Here is a 21764-nt window from a genome sequence, read left to right on the forward strand (position 1 = left end):
GGCAGGGCTTGCCTTGGCTCGCTTACATGGCCGGGAGGGCGGCGATGTCGCGCACCGGCCCGGTCAGGCCAGAGATCTTGCCGGCGGCCGTGGCCTTGCCGGTGGCCAGATCGACCGCGTGCAGCGTGTCGTCGATCATCAGCCAGCCCTCGTTGGTGCCGTCCGCCTTGGTGACGATGTCGAAGGCGTAGTGCATGCCCTTGGGTCCGAACTTGCCCACGGCGTTGAGCACGCCGTCGTTCGGCGGAGCCTGCTTGATCAGGGCGCCGATGGTGGCGTCGACGTCGAAGAGGGCGGTCTCCTTCGCACCCTTCATGGAGTTGGTGTAGGCGCCGGCCACGATGCGCGGCTTCTCGCCCTTGTGCATGTCCGTCTCGGCGAAGCGCAGCTTGCCGTCGGTGACCACCTTGCCGTCGTCGACGTTGGCGCGCAGGTTCGTGCCGTCCTCGCCGATGATGCGCAGGCGGTCCGCGACGGGATTGAAGTCCACCGTCGCGCCGGTCCCGGCCGGCAGCATCGTCTCGAGCTTGACCTTGACAGTGGCCTTGCCCGCCATGGCGTCGATCGTCACGACGCTTCCGTCCGCCGACAGACCGTAGAGCTGGCCGTCGGCCGGCCGCACGTCGATGCCGACCAGGGGTGCCGGCAGTCCGGCGATCTTCATGGTCTTGCTCACCTTGCGGGCCGAGGCGTCGACGATGGCGAGCGTGTCCCCACCCACGAGGGCGGCCACGGGCTGGGCGAAGGCCGTGCCGGCGGAGAGCACGGTGGCGAGGCAGGCAAGCGCGATGCGTGACATGAAAGGTCTCCGTTCTGGCGCCGGTCGAGCCGGCTTGCAGGGCGGCTACCGCCACGGACCCGCCCCCGGATGCAGCAAAATTTTCTTTTTTCAAGGATGCATCCGGACCGCTGCCGGGACAGTATCGTCCGGATGACACGCGGAACCCTCTCGTGACGGCCATCACCTCTGCCGGCTTGGCCGGGCCCAAGGAACTCACCGAGGCGCTGCGGCTGTGCGCGGCCGGCGACCGGCGTGGGCTGCGCCTCATCTACGAAAGCGAGGCGGCCCGGATGCTCGGCGTCGCGATCCGGCTCCTGCGCCGCCGCGACATCGCCGAGGAAGCCGTCCACGACTGTTTCGTGAAGGTCTGGCAGCGGGCCGCGAGCTTCGATCCGACCCGCGGCGATGCCCGCTCCTGGCTCTACGCGGTGCTCCGCAACCGCGCGCTGGACATCCTGCGCGGCGAGGGCCGCACGGATCTGGTCGACGATTTCGAGCCGATGGGGCTGGAGGACGATGGCGAGACGCCCGAGCAGGCCGTCGAGCGGTTGTCCGATACGGGGGCGCTGCGCCGCTGCCTGGAGAAGCTCAATCCGGTGCGCCGCAACGCGATCCTCCTGGCCTATGTGAACGGCCTCACCCATGGCGAGATCGCAGGCCGGCTCGGCCTGCCGCTGGGCACCGTCAAGACCTGGATCCGGCGCGGCGTCCTGGCGCTCAAGGAGTGCATGGCATGAGCGCCGGCGACGACGATCGGCTGGCCGCCGAACATGTCATGGGCCTTCTCGACGGGGCCGAGCGAGACCGCGCGGAGCAGATGCTCGACAACGATCCCGCCTACGGGCGACTTTACCGCGATTGGCAGGACCGGTTCGCGGAACTGGACCTCAGCGCGCCAGCCATCACCCCGTCCGCCGCGCTCTGGCCGTCGATCGAGGCCAGCGTCGCCAGCCTTCCGGCGGCGGTCGTGCACAGCCGCGCGGTGCCGCGGCCGGTGCGCCAGGCCCGTCCGTCGTTGTGGAGCAGCCTGGGGTTCTGGCGCCCCGCCGCGCTGGCCGCGGGGCTTGCGGCGGTCATGCTGGCCACCGGGCTCGTCGCGGCGCTGAACCGTGCGGCCCGGACCCCCGTGCTGGTCGCGGTGCTCGTGACCGACACGTCGAAGCCCGCGGCCATCGTCAATGCCTTCGCCGACGGGCGCACCGAGCTGGTCCCGCTGGAGTCCATCGCCGTTCCGCCGGGCAAGGCCCTGGAGATCTGGACCTTGTGGGATCGGGCGCGCGGCCCGGTCTCGGTCGGGCTGATCGGCCAGGCCCGCAGCGTTCCCCTGCGTCTCGACGGCTTGCCGCGCCCCGGGCCCGACCAGCTCTTCGAGATCACGCTCGAGGATGCCAAGGGCTCCCCGACGGGCCGTCCGACGGGTCCCGTCCTGATGAAGGGCACGGCGAGCACGGCGCTCTGAACAGAGCCGACCCGCGCTGGCGAAGGTCGCGAGGGCTCGACAGGCGGACATCGCGCGGCGACTGTGCGCTCCAAAAGGGAGAGCGCCCATGACCTATGTGCCCGCCGAGAACCGCTACGAGCGGATGCTCTACAACCGCTGCGGCCGCAGCGGCCTCATGCTGCCCGCCATTTCGCTGGGGCTGTGGCACAATTTCGGCCATGACAAGCCGGCGGCCGTCGGACGCGAGATCTGCCGGCGCGCCTTCGACCTCGGCATCACCCATTTCGACCTCGCCAACAATTACGGCCCCCCGCCCGGCTCGGCCGAGGAGGCGTTCGGGGAGATCCTGCGCACCGACTTCTCGGGGCTCAGGGACGAGCTCGTCATCTCCACCAAGGCCGGCCATCGCATGTGGCCCGGGCCGTATGGCGAGTGGGGCAGCCGCAAATACCTGCTGTCGAGCCTCGACCAGAGCCTGAAGCGGATGAAGCTCGACTATGTCGACATCTTCTATTCGCACCGTCCCGACCCCAACACGCCGCTCGAGGAGACCATGGGGGCGCTCGACGCGGCCGTGCGCCAGGGCAAGGCGCTCTATGCCGGCATCTCCCAGTACACCGGCGCGCGCACGCGCGAGGCGGCCGCGATCCTGCGCTCCATGGGGACGCCGTGCCTGATCCATCAGCCGCGCTACTCGCTGATCGACCGCTGGATCGAGGACGACGGCCTGCTCGACGTGCTGGACGCGGAAGGCATCGGTTCGATCGCCTTCTCGCCGCTCGGCCAGGGGCAGCTCACGAACAAGTATCTCGCCGGGATTCCCGACGACAGCCGCGCGGCGGCGGGCAAGTCGCTGCGGCTCGCCTCCCTCAACGCGGACAACGTGACGCGCTTGCGGGCCCTCGACGCCATCGCTCGCCGGCGCGGCCAGACCCTGGCGCAGATGGCGCTGGCCTGGGTGCTGCGTGGCGGCCGCGTGACCACCGCGCTCATCGGCGCCAGCCGCCCCGAGCAGGTGGACGACTGCGTCGCGGCGCTGAAGAACCTGGCCTTCTCTCCCGAGGAACTCGCCGAGATCGACGGCCATCTCGTGAAGGACGGGGTCAACCTCTGGGCGGCCGCGATGGAGAGGGCGGCGCAGCAGGGCTGAGCGGAGGGACGCGCGCCGACGAGTGGCCGTCAGTCGAAGTGGCGCGCTACGACGGCCGCGACCTTGGGGTGGCGTTCGGCTGCCCGTGCGGCGGCGACGACCCGCGGCACGTTGGCCTCGAACCAGGGCCGCCCCGGCCGCCACCGCGTGAGCGCGACGAGGTACAGGTCGAGCGCCGACAGCGATTCTCCCAGCCAGTACGGGCCGGTGATGCGGGCGTCGATCTGCCGGAAGATGTCGAGGCGGCGGCCGTCGGCCTGCGCCTTGAAGTCCACGGCCGCGTCGCCGTCCAGGCCGAACTTGCCCGGGTCGTCGGCGAAGGTGAAGGTCGGGTAGACGGCGGCGACCAGCACGATCAGTTCGTTCAGGAAGCGGCTTCTCGCAGCGCTGGCCGGCGGCGGCGCCAGCCCGCAGTCCGGCGCGGACTCGGCGGCATGGAGGATCATGGCCGCGCTTTCGGTCAGCACCGTGCCGTCGGGCAGAACGAGCGTGGGAACCTGTCCCAAAGGGTTGAGCGCGAGCAGCCGGTCGCGCCCGGCGCCGGGCTCCAGGTAGGGCAGGTCGGTGACCCGGCAGGGGATCCCGGCGATGTCGAAGGCCATCTCGACGATGGCCGAACCGCAGCCCTTCGATCCGATGAGTTCATGGTCGGCCAAGGCGAGGCTCCTCATCCGTCAGGGGTGGACATGTCCGCAACGCGAACACGCAAGCCTCGCCCATCCGCCGATTGATTCGCAGCGCTTTCCGCTCCACATAGGGGGATCAGGAGATTCCGACCGCCGGCCTTGAACCGGACGCGTGAGGAGACGGACATGTTCATCCAGACGGAAGCCACGCCGAACCCGGCGACCCTCAAGTTCCTGCCCGGCCGCACCGTGCTGGCCGAAGGCACGCTCGACATCCGCGACGCGCGGGCGGCCGAGCGCTCGCCGCTGGCGCGCCGGCTGTTCGCCGTTCCGGGCGTCACAGGCGTGTTCTTCGGCGGCGACTTCGTCACCGTGACCAAGGCCGAGGGCGAGTGGCAGCACCTGAAGCCGGCCATTCTCGGCGCCATCATGGAGCACTACCTCGCCGGCGATCCGCTGTTCGAGGGTGACGGCTCGGCCGAGCAGGCCGCCGAGGAGGGCGACGAGTTCTTCGAGGCCAACGACGCGGCGACCGTGGCGACGATCAAGGAACTGCTCGAGACGCGGGTCCGCCCGGCCGTGGCCGGTGACGGCGGAGACATCACCTTCAAGGGATTCCGCGACGGGATCGTCTATCTCACGATGAAGGGATCCTGCTCCGGTTGTCCCTCCTCGACGGCGACGCTGAAGCACGGCATCCAGAACCTCCTGCGCCACTTCCTGCCGGACGTGCGCGAGGTCCAGGCGGTCTGAGCGGCCGCCGACGATCCTTCCCACCAGCCTGATCGGCGGCGATCCGTGGCGATCGCGCCGACCCGAGAGTTTGCGCATGACCGATGCCTCTGAAGGCGCCGTCTCCCAGGACGCGCTGCGCCGGATCTTCCTCGACGCCCGGACCCACAATGGCTGGCTCGACAGGCCGGTCCCGGACGAACTGCTGCATCGCCTCGCCGATCTGGTCCGGCTGGGGCCGACGAGCGCCAACACCTGCCCCGCCCGGCTGGTCTTCGTGAAGTCGGCCGAGGCCAAGGCGCGGCTGTCTCCCCATCTGTCGGAGGGCAACCGGGCCAAGACCATGGCCGCGCCCGTGACCGTGATCGTGGGCATGGATCTCGCCTTCTACGAACACATGCCGAAGCTGTTCCCGCACAATCCCGATGCCATCAACTGGTTCAAGGGCAAGACGTCCTCGGTCGAGGAGAACGCCTTCCGCAACTCGTCGTTGCAGGGCGCTTACCTGATCCTTGCGGCCCGAGCGCTCGGCCTCGACACCGGCCCCATGGGCGGCTTCAGCAAGGAGGGGGTCGACAAAACCTTCTTCGAGGGCACGCAAATCCGGTCGAACTTCCTGTGCAACCTCGGCTATGGTGACCCGGCGAAGCTGATGCCGCGCCTGCCGCGGCTCGATTTCGACGAATTCTGCCGCATCGACTGACCCGCGGGGGCGCGGGAGAGACCAGGGGCCTTTGCATCGTGCGCGTCCTAGCCATCGACACCGCGCTCGAGGCCTGTTCGGCCTGCGTCCTCGAAACCGACACCGGCGAATCGCTCGCGCTCGAGTCCGTGCCCATGCTGCGCGGCCATGCCGAGGCCCTGGTGCCGATGATCGACCGCGTCGTCGCGGCGAGCGGCGGCGGTTTCCAGGATCTCGGCCGCATCGCGGTGGCGATCGGCCCCGGCAGCTTCACCGGCCTCAGGGTCGCGATTTCAGCGGGGCGGGCCATCGCGCTGGCCACCGGCGTGCCCTGCGTCGGCGTGACCACCCTCGCCGCGCTCGCCGCCCCCGTGATCGCCTCCGGGGTGGGCACGCTCGTCGCCGCGGCCATCGATGCCCGCCACGGCTCGATCTATTTCCAGGTCTTCGCGCCGGCGGGCCGCACCATCGTCACGCCGCGGATCATCCCCCTGCGCGATGCCGCCCGTCAGCTGGGCACCGGCAGCGTGCGCATGGTGGGATCCGGCGCCGCCCTGCTGGCGGCCGAGGCCCGGGCGATCGGGCTCGACGCCGTGGTCGAGACGGTCGATCCGGCCGCCGACATCCGGTGGGTCGCCAGGCTGGGCTACGCCGCCAACCCCGCCCAGGCCACGCCCAAGCCGTTCTACCTGCGACCGCCGGACGCCAAGCCGCAGGACCACGTCCGCGTTCCCCGCCGCTAGGCTTGCGATGCTCGGCTCGCTGCGCTCCTGGTTCCGCCGCAGGCGCATCCCGGCCCTTCGCGCACTCACGCAGGCCGATGCCCCTGCCGTGGCCGCCCTGCATGCGGACGGCTTCCACCGGGGCTGGTCCGTCGCCGAGATCGAGGCCCTCCTGGCGGACCGCGTGGTCTTCGGCCTCGGTGCCGGTCACGGACGCTTCGCGACCGTGCTGGACGGCTTCGTGCTGTCGCGGGTCGCGGCCGGCGAGGCGGAGATCCTGACCATCGCGGTGTCGCGGCGGGCGCGCGGGCAGGGCATCGGCCGCCTGCTGATCGAGGGCCATCTGGGGCAACTCGCGACCGCCGGCGTGCGCGACGTGTTCCTGGAGGTCGACGAAGCCAATGCGCCGGCGCGGGCCCTCTACGCCCGGGAAGCCTTCGCCGAGGTGGGGCGGCGGAAGGCGTACTATGCCCGGCCGGACGGGTCCCGCGGGACGGCGCTGATCCTGCGGCGAGCCTTGGGATGAGCGCTCCCGGGGTGCGGGGCCGGATGCGGATCGCCGCGGTTCTCCTCGTGCTGGTGCCCGCCACCCTGGCGCTCATGGGCCTGCAGGCGCTGTCCCTGCGCCTGGGGTGGCGCCTCCAGCATCGCCTGCCGACGCTGTTCCACCGCGTGGCCTGCGCGCTCCTGCGGGTGCGCGTCACCGTCGAGGGACGGCCGGCGCGGGGCCGCCCCCTGCTCGTGGTGTCCAACCACGTCAGCTGGCTGGACATCACGGTCCTGTCGACCACGATGCCGCTCTCCTTCATCGCCAAGTCCGAGGTCGCGGGGTGGCCGGTCTTCGGGACCTTCGCGCGCCTGCAACGGACCGTGTTCATCGACCGCACCCGCCGCAAGGGCGCCGCGGAGGCCAACCGGCAGGTGGCGAGCCGCCTGGCCGACGGCGACGCCATGGTGCTCTTCGCGGAAGGCACCACGAGCGACGGCAACCGGGTGCTGCCCTTCCGCTCGGCCGTCATCGGCGCGGCCCGCGACGCCATCGCCGAGGCCGGGCATACCGGCCACGTGCTGGTCCAGCCGCTGACCGTGGCCTACCGGCGGCGCGGAGGACTGCCGCTCACCCGGCGCGAAAGGCCTGAGATCGCATGGTACGGCGACATGGACCTGCTGCCCCACCTGTCCGCCATCATGGCCGGCCCCCCGCTCGACGCGGTCGTGTCGTGGGGCGAGCCGTTGGCCTTCGACACTGGGACCGATCGCAAGGAGGTCACGCGCTGGCTACAGGGTGAAATCAGGGCCATGTATCGGCGATTGACGCATGGGCGGGGCGGGGCGGACTGATCCGCCGCGGCCCCGATTGCTGGGAATCCAGTTCTCTTGAAGCCCGGAACCGTCTAAACAGCGTGATGGGCCGGCGATCGTCGAAGGATCGTCGCCCCCTTGATTCGCATGCACGGCGCCCGGGGCGGGCGTCGCCTTGACACGACGAGCGACGAACGCGGGAACGCCTTGGAGAAGAAGGTCTACGTCAAGTCCTACGGCTGCCAGATGAACGTCTATGACGCTCAGCGCATGGCCGATGTCCTGGCGCCGGAAGGGTGGAGCCAAACGGCCTCGATCGAGGAGGCCGACCTCGTCGTCCTCAACACCTGCCACATCCGCGAGAAGGCGGCCGACAAGGTCTATTCCGAGCTCGGGCGCGTCCGTGAGCTGAAGCGCGAGCGTGCCGCGGCCGGGCATGAGACCCAGGTCGTGGTCGCCGGCTGCGTGGCCCAGGCCGAAGGGGGCGAGATCCTGCGCCGCGCCCGCGACGTGGATCTCGTCGTCGGCCCGCAAAGCTACCATCGCCTTCCGGCGCTGCTGGCCGAAGCCAGGCGGACGCCGGGCGTCGTCGACACGGATTTCCCCGCCGAGACCAAGTTCGACGCGCTTCCCGCCCCCTCGCGCGACAAGACGCTGGCGCGCGGCGTGACGGCGTTCCTGACCGTCCAGGAAGGCTGCGACAAGTTCTGCAGCTTCTGCGTGGTGCCCTACACCCGCGGCGCAGAAGCGTCCCGACCCGCGGCAGCCATCGTGAGCGAGGCCGAGCGGCTCGCCTCCTCGGGCGTACGGGAACTGACCCTGCTCGGGCAGAACGTGAACGCCTATCACGGCGCGGGCCCGCAGGGCGGCGACTGGGGGCTGGCGCGCCTGCTCCAGCGCCTCGCCGAGGTCCCCGGCATCGAACGGCTGCGCTTCACAACGAGCCATCCCCGCGACATGGATGCGGAACTCATCGCCGCCCATCGGGATTTGCCGCAATTGATGCCGTATCTGCATCTTCCGGTGCAGTCGGGATCGGACGCGATTCTCGATGCCATGAACCGCAAGCACACGCGGGATGACTATTTCAGGCTCGTCGACCGCATCCGGCGGGCGCGGCCGGACATCGCCCTGTCGTCGGACTTCATCGTCGGGTTCCCCGGCGAGAGCGACGCCGACTTCGCCGACACGATGGACCTGATCGCCCAGGTCGGCTTTGCCGCCTCGTTCTCGTTCAAGTATTCGCCGCGGCCGGGCACGCCGGCCGCCGACGCCGAGCGGCAGCTCCCCGAGAGCGTGAAGTCCGAGCGCCTCGCCGCGCTGCAGGCGGCGCTCGACAGGCAGGCCAAGGCGTTCAACGCCGCCACGGTCGGGCGCACGGTGGACGTGCTGCTCGAGAAGCCGGGGCGCCACCCCGGCCAGATCGCCGGCAAGTCGCCCTATCTGCAGGCCGTGCATCTGGACGGCGACGGCGCCGCGGTGGGCGACATCGTGTCCGTTCGCATCACGGCCACAGGGCCCAACAGTCTGTTCGGCGAGCGGGCCGACACCCCGCCGCACAGGGCCACCGCATGAGGGGGCGGCGCAGGGAGGAATGTCCTTGAGACCTGAAGGCGTCGGGCGTTTCACGCGGCAGCAGGCCCCGCAGGGCGTGGTCGAAGCTGCCGAGATCAAGCTCACCTTCGAGGACAACCGGCTCGCGAGCCTGGTGTTCGGTCAGTACGACCAGAACATCGCCCATCTCGAGCGCCGCCTCGGCATCGTGGCCAACGCCAACGGCAACCACGTCGTCATCCGCGGCAACCCGGAGATCGTCGAGCGCACCCGGCGGGTGCTCGAGCGGCTCTACGAGCGCGTCCGCGACGGCACGCCGCTGACCGTCGGCGACGTCGACGGTGCGATCCAGGAGACCGCGCTGCAGGGCAGCCTGTTCCCGGTCGCGGACCAGGCGTCCAGCGCGTTCGAGGAAATCGGCACGCGCAAACGCCGCGTCCGGGCCCGCAACGTCGCCCAGCACGCCTATATGCGCCTGCTCAAGCGCCACGAGCTCGTCTTCGCCGAAGGGCCGGCGGGAACCGGCAAGACCTGGCTCGCCGTCGGCCATGCGGTGTCCCTGCTGGAGCAGGGCGCGGTGGAGCGGCTGGTGCTGTCTCGGCCGGCGGTCGAGGCCGGCGAGCGGCTCGGGTTCCTCCCGGGCGACATGAAGGAAAAGGTCGATCCGTACCTGCGGCCTATCTACGACGCGCTCTACGACTTCATGGAGGCGCGGCACGTCGAACGCGGGCTGCAGACCGGCATGATCGAGATCGCGCCGCTCGCCTTCATGCGCGGGCGCACGCTCACCAACGCGGTCGTGCTGCTGGACGAAGCCCAGAACACCACCACCATGCAGATGAAAATGTTCCTGACGCGTCTTGGCGAGGGTTCGCGCATGGTGGTCACGGGCGATCCGAGCCAGATCGACCTTCCGCCCGGCCAGAAATCCGGCCTGGTGGAGGCCGTGCGCATCCTCGACGGCGTCGAGGGCATCGGCCGCGTCACCTTCGCCGAGGGCGACGTGGTGCGCCACGACCTCGTCCGGCGCATCGTGGGCGCCTACGAGGCAGATGTCCGCGCGGGCGCCGACTTGCGAGCGGGGGCAGACTCGCGCGCGGGGCAGGAGAAGCCCAGGCCGTGACGCGCATCGTCCCCGATATCGAGCAGGACAGTCCCCTCTGGGACGGTTTGCCCGAGGCCGAGACGGTGGTCTCGCGCGCCCTCGAGGCGGCGGCCGCTGGGTGCCAGACGGCGCTGCAGGCCGGCGCCGGCGTGTCGGTGCTGCTCACCGACGACGCGCACATGCGGGAGATCAACCGCGACTGGCGCAAGCAGGACAAGCCCACCAACGTGCTCTCCTTCCCGGCCGTGGAGCCGCGGCGCATCGCGTCGTCGCCCTTCCTGGGGGACATCGCCATCGCGTTCGAGACCGTCGAGCGCGAGGCGCGGGACGAGGGCAAGGCGGTCCACGACCATCTGGCCCATCTCGCGGTCCATGGATTTCTGCATCTCGTCGGGTTCGACCACATGACGGATGCCGAGGCCGATGCCATGGAAGGCCGTGAAATCGCGATCCTCGCGGATCTTGGAATTGCCAACCCCTACGCCGACACCGTTCCGGAGTCCTCCGGCCCGGTTCGCGCGGCCTCTTGACGCGGAAAGACCGCACGGCAGGATGTTTTCCACGCCATGACTTCGAACGACAGCCAACAAGGTTCCTCTTCCGCGCGGGTAACGCCCGCGGCGGACAAACCGCGTGACAACGGCGACGGCTTCCTCGAGCGGATGCTGGTTCGCCTCGGCCTCAAGCAGCCGGCCTCCATCCGCGACGACCTCGAGGACGCGCTCTCCGAGACCGGAGAGACGGACGAGTTCTCGCCGCAAGAACGGACGATGCTCAAGAACGTCCTCGACCTGCGCAGCAACAGGGTCGACGACGTCATGGTGCCGCGCGCCGACATCGTGGCCGTGCCCATCGAGATCAGCATGGGCGAACTGCTGCGCGTCTTCCGCACGGCCGGCCATTCGCGCCTGCCGGTCTATGCCGAGACGCTCGACGACCCGCGCGGCATGGTCCACATCCGCGACTTCCTCGACTATCTGGCCAGCAGGGCCGAGACGGAGCCGGGCAAGCGCCGCCGCAAGGTGCCCGCCGGGGCGCCGGATCTCGGCAAGGTCGATCTCTCCGCCCCGCTGTCCGGCGCCAAGATCCTGCGGCCGGTCCTGTTCGTGCCCCCGTCCATGCCCGCGCTGGACCTGCTGGTGAAGATGCAGACGCTCCGGACCCACATGGCGCTCGTCATCGACGAGTATGGCGGGACGGACGGCCTCGTTTCCATGGAGGATCTCGTCGAGATCGTGCTCGGCAACATCGAGGACGAGCACGACGAGGAGGAGACGCCCGCCATCTCGCGCACCGCGGACGGCAGCTTCCTGCTGGATGCCCGCACCACGCTGGAGGAGGCCTCGGCCGCGTTCGGCGTCGACCTGGTCCAGGGCGAGTCCGCCGAGGACGTGGAGACGGTCGGCGGCCTGGTGGCGACCATCGCCGGCCGGCTGCCGGTGCGGGGCGAGATCATCGCCCATCCCGCGGGTCTGGAGTTCGAGGTCCTGGAAGCCGATCCGCGGCGCATCCGGCGTCTGCGGGTGCATACCGGCGCCGGCGGCGCCCCTGCGCAGAAGGCGCTGCCTCCCCCCACGCCCCAGCCCACGCCTTCGCCGCAGCCCGCGCCCCAGGCCGCGCGAGACGAACCGCCGCCCGAGTCGGGCGCCGCCGCATGAAGGCATTGGCCCACCGTGTCATCCTGTCGTCCGGGTGGGCACGTTTTCTGATCGCGGTGGCCGCAGGCGCCCTCGGCGCCCTCGCCATGCCTCCGTTCGGCGTGCTGCCGGCGCTCGCCGTGTCGCTGCCGGTCGCGGTCTGGCTGCTGGACGGTGCCGCCGAGGGCGGCGGCCGGTTCTCCCGGGGCACCCTCGCGGCGGCTGCCTGGATCGGCTGGTCCTTCGGCTTCGGCTATTTCGTCGCGGGGCTGTGGTGGCTCGGCGCGGCCTTTCTCGTCGAGCCCGACCAGTTCGCGCTGCTGATGCCGCTCGGCGTGCTCGGCCTCCCGGCCGGGCTCGCGCTCTTCCCGGCCATCGGCTTCGTGCTGGCCCGGCTCCTGTGGACGCCGGGCGCGGCGCGCCTGTTCGCCCTCGCGGTCGGTCTCGGCGTTTCGGAATGGCTGCGCGGCACCATCCTCACCGGCTTTCCCTGGAACGAGTTCGGGATGGCGCTGGGCGCCCACCTGGTCCTCGCGCAGGGCGCAAGCGTCGTGGGCCTGCAGGGCCTGACGGCGCTGGCCGTACTCGTCTGCGCCACGCCGGCCACGCTGGGCACCGGGCGTGACGGGCGCGGGCGGTGGCTCGCCCCGGCGCTCGGGCTGGTGTGCCTCGCCGGCCTCGCGGGGTTCGGCCTGTGGCGGTTGTCGGGCCCCGCCGTTGCCACCGTGCCCGGCGTGAAGCTGAGGATCGTCCAGCCGAACGTGCCCCAGGACGACAAGTTCAGGCCGGAAAACGCCCCGGCGATCATGAGCCGGTATCTGTCGCTGTCGGACAGGGCGACCTCGCCGCAGCGCACCGGCATCGCCGACGTGACCCATCTCGTCTGGCCGGAATCCGCCTTTCCCTTCGTGCTGGCGCGCGAGCCCGCGGCGCTCGCCCAGATCGGCCGGCTGCTGCCGCCCTCGGGCGTGCTGGTGACCGGCGCCGTGCGCATGACCGAGCCTTTGCCGGGCGAGAAGGGGCGCCGGTTCTACAACGCCATCCAGGTCGTCGGGCATGACGGCGTCATCGTCGACAGTTCCGACAAGGTGCACCTCGTCCCGTTCGGCGAATACCTGCCGCTGTCGGGCCTCCTCACCAGCCTCGGCCTGCGCCAGTTCGTCAACGCACCGGGCGGCTTCGAGGCGGGGGTGCGCCGCAAGATGCTGCGCGTGCCCGGCCTTCCGCCGGTTTCCCCGCTCGTGTGCTACGAGGCCATCTTCCCCGGGGAGGTCCGCCCCGCCGAGGGCGAGCCGGGCCTGCTGTTGAACGTGACCAACGATGCCTGGTTCGGCACCACGCCGGGCCCCTGGCAGCACTTCGCGCAGGCGCGGCTGAGGACCATCGAGGAGGGCCTGCCGCTGGTGCGCGCCGCCAACTCCGGAATCTCCGCCGTGGTCGACCCATACGGTCGAATCACGGGGATGCTGACGCTCGGCGTGGAGGGCGTTCTCGACGCGAGCCTGCCCGTCGCCACGCCGCCAACCCCTTTCAGCCGCTGGCCCTTTCTTTATTGGATCGAATTAAGCGTTTTTTTGAGCTGCTCCCAGATCCGTCGGCGTAACGTTTGACAAGCATCTGCGTTTCCCCGAAAACTCGCGTTCAACCGAGGGTCGTTTTTCTCGGTGCAGAGCCACAGCGATTTTAGATACGTGGCGATTTGGGTCATTTCAGGTTTTTCCCGCTTCCCAGGGAGCGGCCATTCATTGGGGGTCACTTTGAACATGTTGACGAAGAAGTCTCCGAATCCGATCGACAAGCACGTAGGCAGTCGTGTCCGGATGCGTCGCGTTCTGATCGGAATGAGCCAGGAAAAGCTCGGAGAGGCCCTCGGCCTCACCTTCCAGCAGGTCCAGAAGTACGAAAAGGGCACCAACCGGATCGGTGCCAGCCGCCTTCAGCAGATCTCCAACATCCTCGGCATGCCGGTCGAGTTCTTCTTCGACGGGGCGCCGGTGGGCGAAACGGCGCAGCCGCTCGGCGAGGGCCTCCGCGAGCCGGCCGACACGCCCTACGTCGCCGACTTCCTGGCCTCGAACGAGGGCGTCCAGCTGAACCGCGCGTTCCTGCGGATCAGGGATCCCAAGCTTCGCCGCCGCGTGGTCGACCTGGTCAACGCCATTGCCGGCGAAGACGAAATCGCCCAGGCGGCCGCGGTTCCGGCGGCGCCGCCGGTCGAAGCTTAAGGCATCGTTCGTCAAAACGAACGTTTCCGGCGTTGCGGCTTGACCCGACGAACGGACCCTGTCACAGACACGGCACAACTTGGTCACCCGGCTCGCAAGGGCCGGGCCCTTTCCGTCGAGAGGTGGTCCGTGGCGCGCTCCAATTACCTGTTCACCAGTGAGTCGGTTTCCGAAGGCCATCCCGACAAGGTTTGCGACCGGATCTCGGACGAAGTGGTCGACGCGTTCTTCCGGGCCGCCGCGGCCGAAGGCTGGGACCCGAGCCAGGTGCGTGTCGCCTGCGAGACGCTGGCCACGACCAACCGCGTGGTGATCGCCGGCGAGACCCGTGGTCCGGCCTCCCTCACCCGCGATTTCGTCTCCCACATCGCACGGCTGGCGATCCGTGACATCGGCTACGAGCAGGCGGGCTTCCACTGGGAGACCTGCGACATCGAGGTGCTGCTGCACGCCCAGTCCGTCGACATTGCCCAGGGCGTGGATTCGGCGGGCAACAAGGACGAAGGCGCCGGCGACCAGGGCATCATGTTCGGCTACGCCTGCCGCGAGACCCCGGAGCTGATGCCCGCTCCGCTCTACTACGCGCACGAAATCCTCAAGCGCCTGTCCCAGGCCCGCCGCTCCGGCGAGAGCAAGGTTCTCGGCCCCGACGCCAAGAGCCAGGTCACGGTGCGCTACGAAAACGGCAAGCCCGTCGGCGTCACGCAGATCGTCGTCTCGACCCAGCACCTCGACGAGGCGCTGTCCTCGCGCGACGTGCGCGCCATCGTCGAGCCCTATGTCCGGCAGGCCCTGCCGGCAGGCTGGATCTCCGACGCGACGGTGTGGCACGTGAACCCGACCGGCAAGTTCGTGATCGGCGGTCCGGACGGCGACAGCGGGCTCACCGGCCGCAAGATCATCGTCGACACCTACGGCGGTGCCGCGCCGCACGGCGGCGGCGCCTTCTCGGGCAAGGACCCGACCAAGGTCGACCGTTCGGCCGCCTATGCTGCCCGCTACCTCGCCAAGAACGTCGTCGCGGCCGGCCTCGCCGACCGCTGCACGATCCAGCTGTCCTACGCCATCGGCGTCGCCCAGCCGCTGTCGATCTACGCGGATCTGCACGGCACGGGGAAGGTCGACGAGGGCAAGCTCGAGTCCGCGCTGATGAAGGCGATGGACCTGTCGCCGCGCGGCATCCGCGAGCATCTCGGCCTCAACAAGCCGATCTACGCCCGCACGGCCGCCTACGGACATTTCGGGCGCGCCCCGGAGGCCGATGGCGGCTTCAGCTGGGAGCGCACGGATCTCGTCGACCAGATCCGCGGCCTGATCTGAGCGACCGGGCGGTGACCGACGCCGCGGACCAGGGCGGCGCCTTCTTCGGCCGCCGCAAGGGACACAAGCTGCGCCTCGGGCAGGCCGGGCTCGTCTCCGACCTGCTGCCTCGCCTGCGCATCGATCCGCAGGCGCTCGCCGACCCGGCCTCGCTGTTCGCCACCTCGGTCGAGGAGGTGCGGCTCGAGATCGGCTTCGGCGGGGGAGAGCACCTGCTGAGCCGCGCGCGATCCGCGCCGACGACCGGCTTCATCGGCTGCGAGCCGTTCGTGAACGGCATGGCGAAGATGCTGGCGGCGATCGCCGCCGAGGATCTCGGCAACGTCAGGCTGTGGGACGGCGACGCCGAAGAGGTGCTCGCCGGCCTGCCGGACGCGAGCGTCTCGACCGTCTATCTGCTCTATCCCGACCCCTGGCCCAAGCGTCGCCACAACAAGCGGCGTTTCGTGTCGGATGCACGCCTCGCCCAGATCGCCCGGGTTCTGCGTCCCGGCGGGCATTTCCTGTTCGCCAGCGACATCGACCATTATGTCGGCTGGACGCTGGCGCGGATCCTGCGCTCGCCCGACCTGACGTGGACGGCCGCGCGCCCCGGCGACTGGCGGACGCCGTTTCCGGGCTGGCCCGGCACCCGTTACGAGGCGAAGGCGATCCGCGAGGGACGGGTGGCGAGCTACATCACGGCCCGGAAGGCCGGCTGAGAAGCGCAGCCTCAGCGCTCCGTCACGACACCCAGGACGTTGCTCGTGGAGGCCGGATCGCGGGCGCGCAGGAAGCGCACCACGCGGTCGGCCGTCACCCGGCTCAGCGTCTCGTAGCTGCTCTTCAGCTTGGCTGCGGGCGGCTGGGTCCTGCCGTCGCGCACCTTCAGCCGCCGCAGGGCCTCGACCGTGTCCCAGCCGAAATCCAGCGACTTGCAGACGATGAGCAGCAGGTCGTCCTGGGGCTCCACGAGCACGCGTACGCCGAAGGACTCGGGCATGCGAGCCAGCAGGTTGAGCGCCGACTCGGCCTCGATCGCCTGCCCGGCCAGGGCGAAGCCGTAGACGTCCGTCTCGCCCAGCTCGCCGCGCTCGAAGCGGCGCACGGCCTCGCCGGTGTCCTCGCCCGATCCCAGCCGGTTCCACAGCGCCTGGTAGGCGTCCGCATCCACCTGGGCGGCCCCGTTCTCCACCGCCTCCTCGACCAGCGCGGCCGAACGGGTCCCCAGGGCCGCCAGAAGACGCTGCTTGGCCGCCGCCTTGGCGTGCCCGACGAGATCCTTGAGGCGCGCCAGAGGCAGGTCGGGCCGGTCGCCGAGGGTGAGCTGCAGGGATTCGTCCCCACGGGAGCGCTCCACCAGCCGCCCGAAGCCGTGGTCCGAGAAACGGGCCTGCAGGTTGCGGGCCGCGGCATGGACGACGACCTGGTCGCCGTGCTCCACCAGGACGTCGGTGACCGTCTCGCTCAGGGTCGGCCGCTCGGTGATGGCGATCATGTGGTTGCGGCCGCGCGTGAGGGCCACGTCCACGAGGTCGTCGTCGGTCAGGCGGGCCGAGCGCGACAGGACGGGACGGGCCACGAGGATCTCGTCGCGCGCCAGCTTGCGGATGAGGTTGGGCGGAGCGTTGGGCACGTCGGCGAGGCGCTCGGCCAGCTCGGCGCGCGCATGCGCCTCGATCCGGGCCGCGAGCATGCCGATGACTTCATCGAACACGGCGACGTGCTCGTCGCGCAGCCGCTCGCAATCGCGCAGGAACAGATCCGTGATGCGCTTGACGGCCTCGGCATTCCGATCCGTATCGGTCGAGGCCGCAGCCCCGAGAAGATCCTGGGTTCCGAGCCGGGCGGCCATGTCCTGTACACCTGAATCAATCGGCGACCAGAGCTACACGGCGGCCGCTTGTCGGGTGCTGAAACGGATCGTTCGAATGCGACGGATCGGTCCGCGGCGCCCGCTCCGACCCCGTCGTGGTCACTGGGTGGTTGCCATCTTCTGCTTGGCGAGCACGAAGCGCATGACGCGCTGCGCCGTCGGGATGGAGAGCGCCTCGTAGCCGGCGAAGGCGCTCTTGAGCAGCGTCTGCGGCGGGTTGCGGCCGGACTTCACCGTCAGCAGCAGCTTGAAGGTGGGCCAGCCGAACTTGATGCCGCGCACGACGAAGAGGAGCGGGTCGAAGTGCGGCGCGCTGTAGGCGTGCGCCATCACCTCCGGCGGCAGGTTAGCCAGGCGGCCCAGGGCCATGAGGGCGTCGGCCATCTTGTCGTCGCGGATGAGCTTTTGAACCTCGTCCTCGACCAGCCGGCCCTCGGCCTCCATCTTGTCGATGCGCGGCTTGGCCGCGACGATGTCCTCGACGAGGATCAGCGAGGACCCCTCCGCCATCACCATGTCGGCGCCGGCGTTCAGGGCGTCGGCGATCGCCTCGTCGGAGCCGCCGCTGGTCCCGATCAGTCCGCGCCGGGCGCGTTCCTTCGCGGCCTCGACCAGCGCCGACATGCGCTCGGCCGAAATGTCGCTGCGGGTGTCCAGGATCCCCTTCAGGCGCGGATCCGCCATGGCGCGGTCCACGAGCGTGCCGAGACCCTGGTCGGAGAAGGCCGCGGTCTGGTTGCCGGCCACCGAGCGCACGACCGTCTGGTCGCCGCGCACCACCAGCACGTCGGTGACGGCCTCGGTGAGGTTGCGGCGCACGGACAGCGCGAGCAGATGGTCCTGGCCCTTCTGCTGGGCGATCTCGACGAGATCCTTCTCGTCCAGGCGGGTGGACCGCTCGAGGACGGGCCGGGCGATCTCGATCGAGGCGTCGAAGGCGAGGTCGCGCACGGTGCGGCGCGGAGCGTTGCCGACGTCGGCGAGACGCTCGGCCAGCTCGACGCGGGCGCGGAATTCGATTTCCTTGGCGAGGCGCGAGATCACCTCGTCGAAGACGTCCACATGGGACTCGTTCAACTGCGGGGACATGTCGACGAACAGGCCGGTCAGGCGACGGAGCGTGTCGGCACGGCGCGCGTCCTCGCCGCTGGCGATCGCGTCCTCCACGTCCTGCACGAGTGAATTCAAAGGCTGCATGCACATTCCCCTGTCGCTGGGAGTGTGGCACGGAAATTCTACCAAAAGGTTCACCTTGATGGACCGGCGATTGCGCTTGCATCCGGGGCGCCGCTGCGTATAGTGCGCGCCATCCGATACATCTCAGAGCGATATGACATCGCATTGAGAGAGTGGGGCCCCCGGGACCCGCTCTTTTTTGCTTAGCCGCATCGCTTTCGCCGCAGGAGCCCGCGTGGACGCACTCGAAGAACCCAGGCTGATCGCAGATGGAGGCGTGGCCGCCCGCGTGGGCGCCATCGTCGAGCCGGTGCTGCACGACCTCGGATTCCGGCTGGTGCGCGTGCGTGTCACGGCTCTCAACGGTTGCACCGTGCAGATCATGGCCGAGCGTCCCGACGGGACGTTCACCGTCGACGATTGCGAGGCGGTGAGCCGCGCCGTGTCGCCCGCGCTGGACGTGGACGATCCGATCGACCGGGCCTACCACCTCGAGGTCTCGTCGCCGGGCATCGACCGGCCGCTCGTCCGCGCCACCGATTTCGCGCGCTGGGCCGGGCACGAGGCCAAGATCGAAGCCACGCTTCCGATCGGCGGACGCAAGCGGTGGCGCGGCATGATCGTCGGCGTCGAAGACGGCGCCGTGCAGCTCGAGCGCGGCGACGCCAAGGCCGACGAGGACCGTCGCATCACCATCCCGCTGCGCGATCTCGCCGATGCCCGGCTGGTGCTGACCGACGAGCTGATCCGAGAGTCCCTGCGCCGGGACAAGGCCGCCAAGAAGGCGGCCGTCGGCGACGATGGCGGCGAAGACGAGCCGGACGACGAGCCGGCCGCGGACGCCGCCCCCCAACCCAAACCCAGGAAGCCCGGCCCCGCCGGACGTGGGACGCCCGGCGGCAAGGCTGCCGGCAAGGCCCGCCCGAGACCCGAAGAGGAGTGACGCGCATGGCCGTCAGCGCCAACAGGCTGGAACTGCTGCAGATCGCCGACGCGGTGGCCCGCGAGAAGGTGATCGATCGTCAGATCGTGCTCACCGCGATGGAGGACGCCATCGCCAAGGCGGCCCGCTCGCGCTACGGCACCGAGACGGAAGTCCATGCCGAGATCAACCCGCGCACCGGCGAACTGCGTCTGTCCCGCTATCTCCACGTGGTGGAGCGGGTCGAGAACCCGGCCATCGAGATCGCGCTGCCCGACGCGCAGCGCTTCAACCCGGCCGCGCAGGTCGGCGACACCATCGCCGATACGCTGCCCCCGTTCGACTTCGGCCGCATCGCCGCCCAGTCGGCCAAGCAGGTCATCGTGCAGAAGGTGCGCGAAGCCGAGCGTGACCGCCAGTATGACGAGTTCAAGGACCGTGTCGGCGAAATCGTCAACGGCACCGTGAAGCGCGTCGAATACGGCAACGTCATCGTCGATCTCGGCCGCGGCGAAGGCATCATCCGCCGCGACGAGATGATCCCGCGCGAAACCATGCGCTACGGCGACCGCGTCCGCGCCTATGTCTACGACGTGCGCCGCGAGCAGCGCGGCCCGCAGATCTTCCTGTCGCGCACCCATCCGCAGTTCATGGCGAAGCTCTTCGCCCAGGAAGTGCCCGAGATCTACGACGGCATCATCGAGGTGAAGGCGGTCGCCCGCGACCCCGGCTCGCGCGCCAAGATCGCCGTGATCTCGCGCGACAGCTCGATCGACCCGGTCGGCGCCTGCGTGGGCATGCGCGGTTCGCGCGTGCAGGCCGTGGTGGGTGAACTCCAGGGCGAGAAGATCGACATCATTCCCTGGTCGCCCGACGTCGCGACCTTCATCGTCAACGCGCTGCAGCCGGCCGAAGTGGCCAAGGTGGTGCTCGACGAGGACGCCGAGCGCATCGAGGTCGTGGTTCCCGACGACCAGCTCAGCCTGGCCATCGGCCGCCGCGGCCAGAACGTCCGCCTGGCCTCGCAGCTCACCGGCTGGGACATCGACATCCTGACCGAGGCCGAGGAGTCCGAGCGCCGCCAGAAGGAGTTCCTGGAGCGCACGCGGATCTTCATGGAGGCCCTGGACGTTGACGAGGTCGTCGGCCAGCTGCTCGCCTCGGAAGGCTTCTGCTCCGTCGAGGAACTGGCCTATGTCGAGCCGGCGGAACTGGCCGGCATCGAGGGCTTCGACGACGACACCGCGCAGGAGATCCAGGCGCGTGCCCAGGATTACCTCGCCCGCATCGAGGCCGAGTTCGACGCGCGTCGCGTGGAACTGGGCGTCGCGGACGAGCTGAAGGAAGTCGACGGCGTCACCACCCCGATGCTGGTGAAGTTCGGCGAGAACGACGTGAAGAGCGTCGAGGATCTCGCCGGCTGCGCCACCGACGACCTGGTGGGCTGGACCGAGCGCAAGGGCGGCGAAACCGTCCGTCACGCCGGCTTCCTGGACGGCATCGAGCTGTCGCGCGAAGAGGCGGAGGCCATGATCATGGCGGCCCGCGTCAAGGCTGGCTGGATCGAGGCCCCGGCTCCGGTCGAGGACGAAGAGCCGGCAGAGGCCTGAGCGCAGGGCGGAAGGAGACGGAGTGGGCAGTCGGGCCGAGCAGGCGAGCGCGATCGACGATCCGGAGGGCGACGGCCCCTTGCGGACCTGCGTCGCCACGCGGACGGTTCGCCCGATCGACGAGCTCATCCGCTTCGTGGTCGCGCCCGACGACACGCTGGCCCCGGACCTGCGGCACAAGCTGCCGGGGCGAGGCGTCTGGGTGACCGCCAGCCGGCAGGCCGTGGCCGAGGCGATGCGCAAGAAGGCGTTCGCCCGCGGCCTGAAGGCGGCCGTGAAGGTCTCGGCCACGCTGCCGGACGACATCGAAGCCCTCCTCCGGCGCGCGGCGCGGGAGGCTGCGAGCCTCGCCAACAAGGCGGGGCTCGTCGTCACGGGCTTCTCGAAGGTTGAGGCCGCGATCGGTCGGGGGCCTCTGGCGGGCGTCGTCCACGCGGCGGATGCGGCCCCGGACGGGGTGCGGAAGGTCGGGCAGGCGCTCCGGAGGCGCTTCGGCGATGCAGCCGAAGCAATTCCGGTCATCGCCGCGCTCGATTCCGCGGATTTGGATTTGGCATTGGGGCGGTCACATGTGATACATGCTGCGCTTCTGGACGGGCCTGCATCCCGCGCGGCGATCGCGCGGATGCGGGCCTTGGAGCGCTACCGCGATCCTTCGCCGCCTCTGGTGGCCGACGCGGGTGCCACATCAGCGACCGACGACCCGGGAACCCGCAGGACAAGAGCGGAATGAGCGATACGAAGAATAGCGGCGACAAGACGCTTCACGTCCCTTCGAAGACGTTGAGCCTGAAGCGCCCGGTCGAGTCTGGCGTCGTGCGTCAGAGCTTCTCGCACGGGCGCACCAAGGCCGTCGTCGTCGAGAAGGTGAAGCGCCGTGTCATCGGACCGGGTGGCGAGGGCAAGCCCGAGCCGGCCCCGGCG

General features: G+C 70.0%; 24 protein-coding genes. 20 read left to right on the forward strand and 4 right to left on the reverse strand.

Features of this window, described 5'->3' with window-relative positions:
* Window positions 1-22 precede the first annotated feature (22 nt).
* Complete coding sequence (locus tag Q0Q47_RS25405; protein ID WP_293866803.1) at window positions 23-799, reverse strand: DUF4394 domain-containing protein; 777 nt, start codon at window positions 797-799, stop codon at window positions 23-25.
* A 152-nt stretch (window positions 800-951) separates the two neighbouring features.
* Between Q0Q47_RS25405 and Q0Q47_RS25410 the strand changes: the two genes are divergently transcribed.
* The 3 genes from Q0Q47_RS25410 to mgrA all read left to right on the forward strand — a co-directional run bounded on the left by Q0Q47_RS25410 (window position 952) and on the right by mgrA (window position 3372).
* Entirely contained in the window at window positions 952-1518 is a 567-nt protein-coding gene (locus Q0Q47_RS25410) for a sigma-70 family RNA polymerase sigma factor (RefSeq protein ID WP_293866806.1), read from the forward strand.
* Window positions 1515-2240, forward strand: a complete 726-nt coding sequence (locus Q0Q47_RS25415; protein WP_293866809.1) for an anti-sigma factor — start codon at window positions 1515-1517, stop codon at window positions 2238-2240. Before Q0Q47_RS25410 ends, Q0Q47_RS25415 begins: the two co-directional genes overlap by 4 nt.
* An 88-nt stretch (window positions 2241-2328) precedes the next feature.
* Window positions 2329-3372, forward strand: a complete 1044-nt coding sequence (gene mgrA, locus Q0Q47_RS25420) for an L-glyceraldehyde 3-phosphate reductase (RefSeq protein WP_293866812.1) — start codon at window positions 2329-2331, stop codon at window positions 3370-3372.
* Between the two features lie 29 nt (window positions 3373-3401).
* On the opposite strand, the gene Q0Q47_RS25425 is transcribed toward mgrA, so the two are convergent.
* Window positions 3402-4028: a glutathione S-transferase family protein gene (locus Q0Q47_RS25425; RefSeq protein ID WP_293866815.1), complete on the reverse strand. Its 627-nt coding sequence runs from the start codon at window positions 4026-4028 to the stop codon at window positions 3402-3404.
* Between the two features lie 156 nt (window positions 4029-4184).
* Between Q0Q47_RS25425 and Q0Q47_RS25430 the strand changes: the two genes are divergently transcribed.
* The 13 genes from Q0Q47_RS25430 (at window position 4185) to Q0Q47_RS25490 (ending at window position 15978) form a co-directional block, all read left to right on the forward strand.
* Window positions 4185-4751 carry a NifU family protein gene (locus tag Q0Q47_RS25430; protein WP_293866818.1) on the forward strand — a complete coding sequence of 189 codons (567 nt, stop codon included), beginning with the start codon at window positions 4185-4187 and terminating at the stop codon, window positions 4749-4751.
* Window positions 4752-4827: 76 nt separating this feature from the next.
* Entirely contained in the window at window positions 4828-5433 is a 606-nt protein-coding gene (locus Q0Q47_RS25435) for a malonic semialdehyde reductase (protein ID WP_293866821.1), read from the forward strand.
* A 38-nt stretch (window positions 5434-5471) separates the two neighbouring features.
* Window positions 5472-6155 carry a tRNA (adenosine(37)-N6)-threonylcarbamoyltransferase complex dimerization subunit type 1 TsaB gene (gene tsaB, locus Q0Q47_RS25440; RefSeq protein WP_293866824.1) on the forward strand — a complete coding sequence of 228 codons (684 nt, stop codon included), beginning with the start codon at window positions 5472-5474 and terminating at the stop codon, window positions 6153-6155.
* Window positions 6156-6162: 7 nt separating this feature from the next.
* Window positions 6163-6660, forward strand: coding sequence for a GNAT family N-acetyltransferase (locus Q0Q47_RS25445; protein WP_293866826.1), 498 nt, complete (start codon window positions 6163-6165; stop codon window positions 6658-6660).
* Window positions 6657-7475 carry a 1-acyl-sn-glycerol-3-phosphate acyltransferase gene (locus tag Q0Q47_RS25450; protein ID WP_293866828.1) on the forward strand — a complete coding sequence of 273 codons (819 nt, stop codon included), beginning with the start codon at window positions 6657-6659 and terminating at the stop codon, window positions 7473-7475. The genes Q0Q47_RS25445 and Q0Q47_RS25450 overlap by 4 nt, the downstream gene beginning before the upstream one ends.
* Before the next feature lie 108 nt (window positions 7476-7583).
* Window positions 7584-9011, forward strand: a complete 1428-nt coding sequence (miaB, locus tag Q0Q47_RS25455) for a tRNA (N6-isopentenyl adenosine(37)-C2)-methylthiotransferase MiaB (RefSeq protein WP_293866865.1) — start codon at window positions 7584-7586, stop codon at window positions 9009-9011.
* 76 nt (window positions 9012-9087) lie between these two features.
* Window positions 9088-10113, forward strand: coding sequence for a PhoH family protein (locus tag Q0Q47_RS25460; RefSeq protein WP_293866868.1), 1026 nt, complete (start codon window positions 9088-9090; stop codon window positions 10111-10113).
* Entirely contained in the window at window positions 10110-10625 is a 516-nt protein-coding gene (gene ybeY / locus Q0Q47_RS25465) for an rRNA maturation RNase YbeY (RefSeq protein ID WP_293866831.1), read from the forward strand. Before Q0Q47_RS25460 ends, ybeY begins: the two co-directional genes overlap by 4 nt.
* 132 nt (window positions 10626-10757) lie before the next feature.
* The gene (locus tag Q0Q47_RS25470) at window positions 10758-11753 is read left to right on the forward strand and encodes a hemolysin family protein (RefSeq protein ID WP_293866834.1); all 996 of its coding nucleotides are present in this window, start codon (window positions 10758-10760) and stop codon (window positions 11751-11753) included.
* Window positions 11750-13342 carry an apolipoprotein N-acyltransferase gene (lnt, locus tag Q0Q47_RS25475; RefSeq protein ID WP_293866837.1) on the forward strand — a complete coding sequence of 531 codons (1593 nt, stop codon included), beginning with the start codon at window positions 11750-11752 and terminating at the stop codon, window positions 13340-13342. The genes Q0Q47_RS25470 and lnt overlap by 4 nt, the downstream gene beginning before the upstream one ends.
* Before the next feature lie 153 nt (window positions 13343-13495).
* Window positions 13496-13957, forward strand: a complete 462-nt coding sequence (locus Q0Q47_RS25480) for a helix-turn-helix transcriptional regulator (protein WP_293866871.1) — start codon at window positions 13496-13498, stop codon at window positions 13955-13957.
* 129 nt (window positions 13958-14086) lie between these two features.
* On the forward strand, window positions 14087-15277 hold the full coding sequence (gene metK / locus Q0Q47_RS25485; RefSeq protein WP_293866840.1) for a methionine adenosyltransferase: 1191 nt from the start codon (window positions 14087-14089) through the stop codon (window positions 15275-15277).
* Between the two features lie 11 nt (window positions 15278-15288).
* A complete protein-coding gene (locus tag Q0Q47_RS25490) occupies window positions 15289-15978 on the forward strand; it encodes a tRNA (guanosine(46)-N(7))-methyltransferase TrmB (protein WP_293866843.1) in 690 nt (229 codons plus the stop codon).
* An 11-nt stretch (window positions 15979-15989) separates the two neighbouring features.
* Here Q0Q47_RS25490 and Q0Q47_RS25495 read toward each other — a convergent pair whose 3' ends face one another.
* Window positions 15990-17111, reverse strand: coding sequence for a DUF2336 domain-containing protein (locus Q0Q47_RS25495; RefSeq protein ID WP_293866846.1), 1122 nt, complete (start codon window positions 17109-17111; stop codon window positions 15990-15992).
* A gap of 120 nt (window positions 17112-17231) precedes the next feature.
* Window positions 17232-18329: a DUF2336 domain-containing protein gene (locus tag Q0Q47_RS25500; RefSeq protein ID WP_293866849.1), complete on the reverse strand. Its 1098-nt coding sequence runs from the start codon at window positions 18327-18329 to the stop codon at window positions 17232-17234.
* Window positions 18330-18543: 214 nt separating this feature from the next.
* On the opposite strand from Q0Q47_RS25500, the gene rimP reads away from it, so the two are divergent.
* The 4 genes from rimP to Q0Q47_RS25520 all read left to right on the forward strand — a co-directional run.
* Window positions 18544-19251 carry a ribosome maturation factor RimP gene (gene rimP, locus Q0Q47_RS25505; protein WP_293866853.1) on the forward strand — a complete coding sequence of 236 codons (708 nt, stop codon included), beginning with the start codon at window positions 18544-18546 and terminating at the stop codon, window positions 19249-19251.
* Between the two features lie 5 nt (window positions 19252-19256).
* On the forward strand, window positions 19257-20840 hold the full coding sequence (gene nusA / locus Q0Q47_RS25510) for a transcription termination factor NusA (protein WP_293866856.1): 1584 nt from the start codon (window positions 19257-19259) through the stop codon (window positions 20838-20840).
* 22 nt (window positions 20841-20862) lie between these two features.
* A complete protein-coding gene (locus Q0Q47_RS25515; protein ID WP_293866859.1) occupies window positions 20863-21573 on the forward strand; it encodes an RNA-binding protein in 711 nt (236 codons plus the stop codon).
* Window positions 21570-21764: translation initiation factor IF-2 associated domain-containing protein (locus Q0Q47_RS25520; protein WP_293866862.1), on the forward strand; the 195-nt coding region annotated here is incomplete at its 3' end. The genes Q0Q47_RS25515 and Q0Q47_RS25520, both read left to right, overlap by 4 nt.

The organism is uncultured Alsobacter sp. (assembly GCF_945952055.1).
Classification (GTDB): Bacteria; Pseudomonadota; Alphaproteobacteria; order Rhizobiales; family Beijerinckiaceae; genus Alsobacter.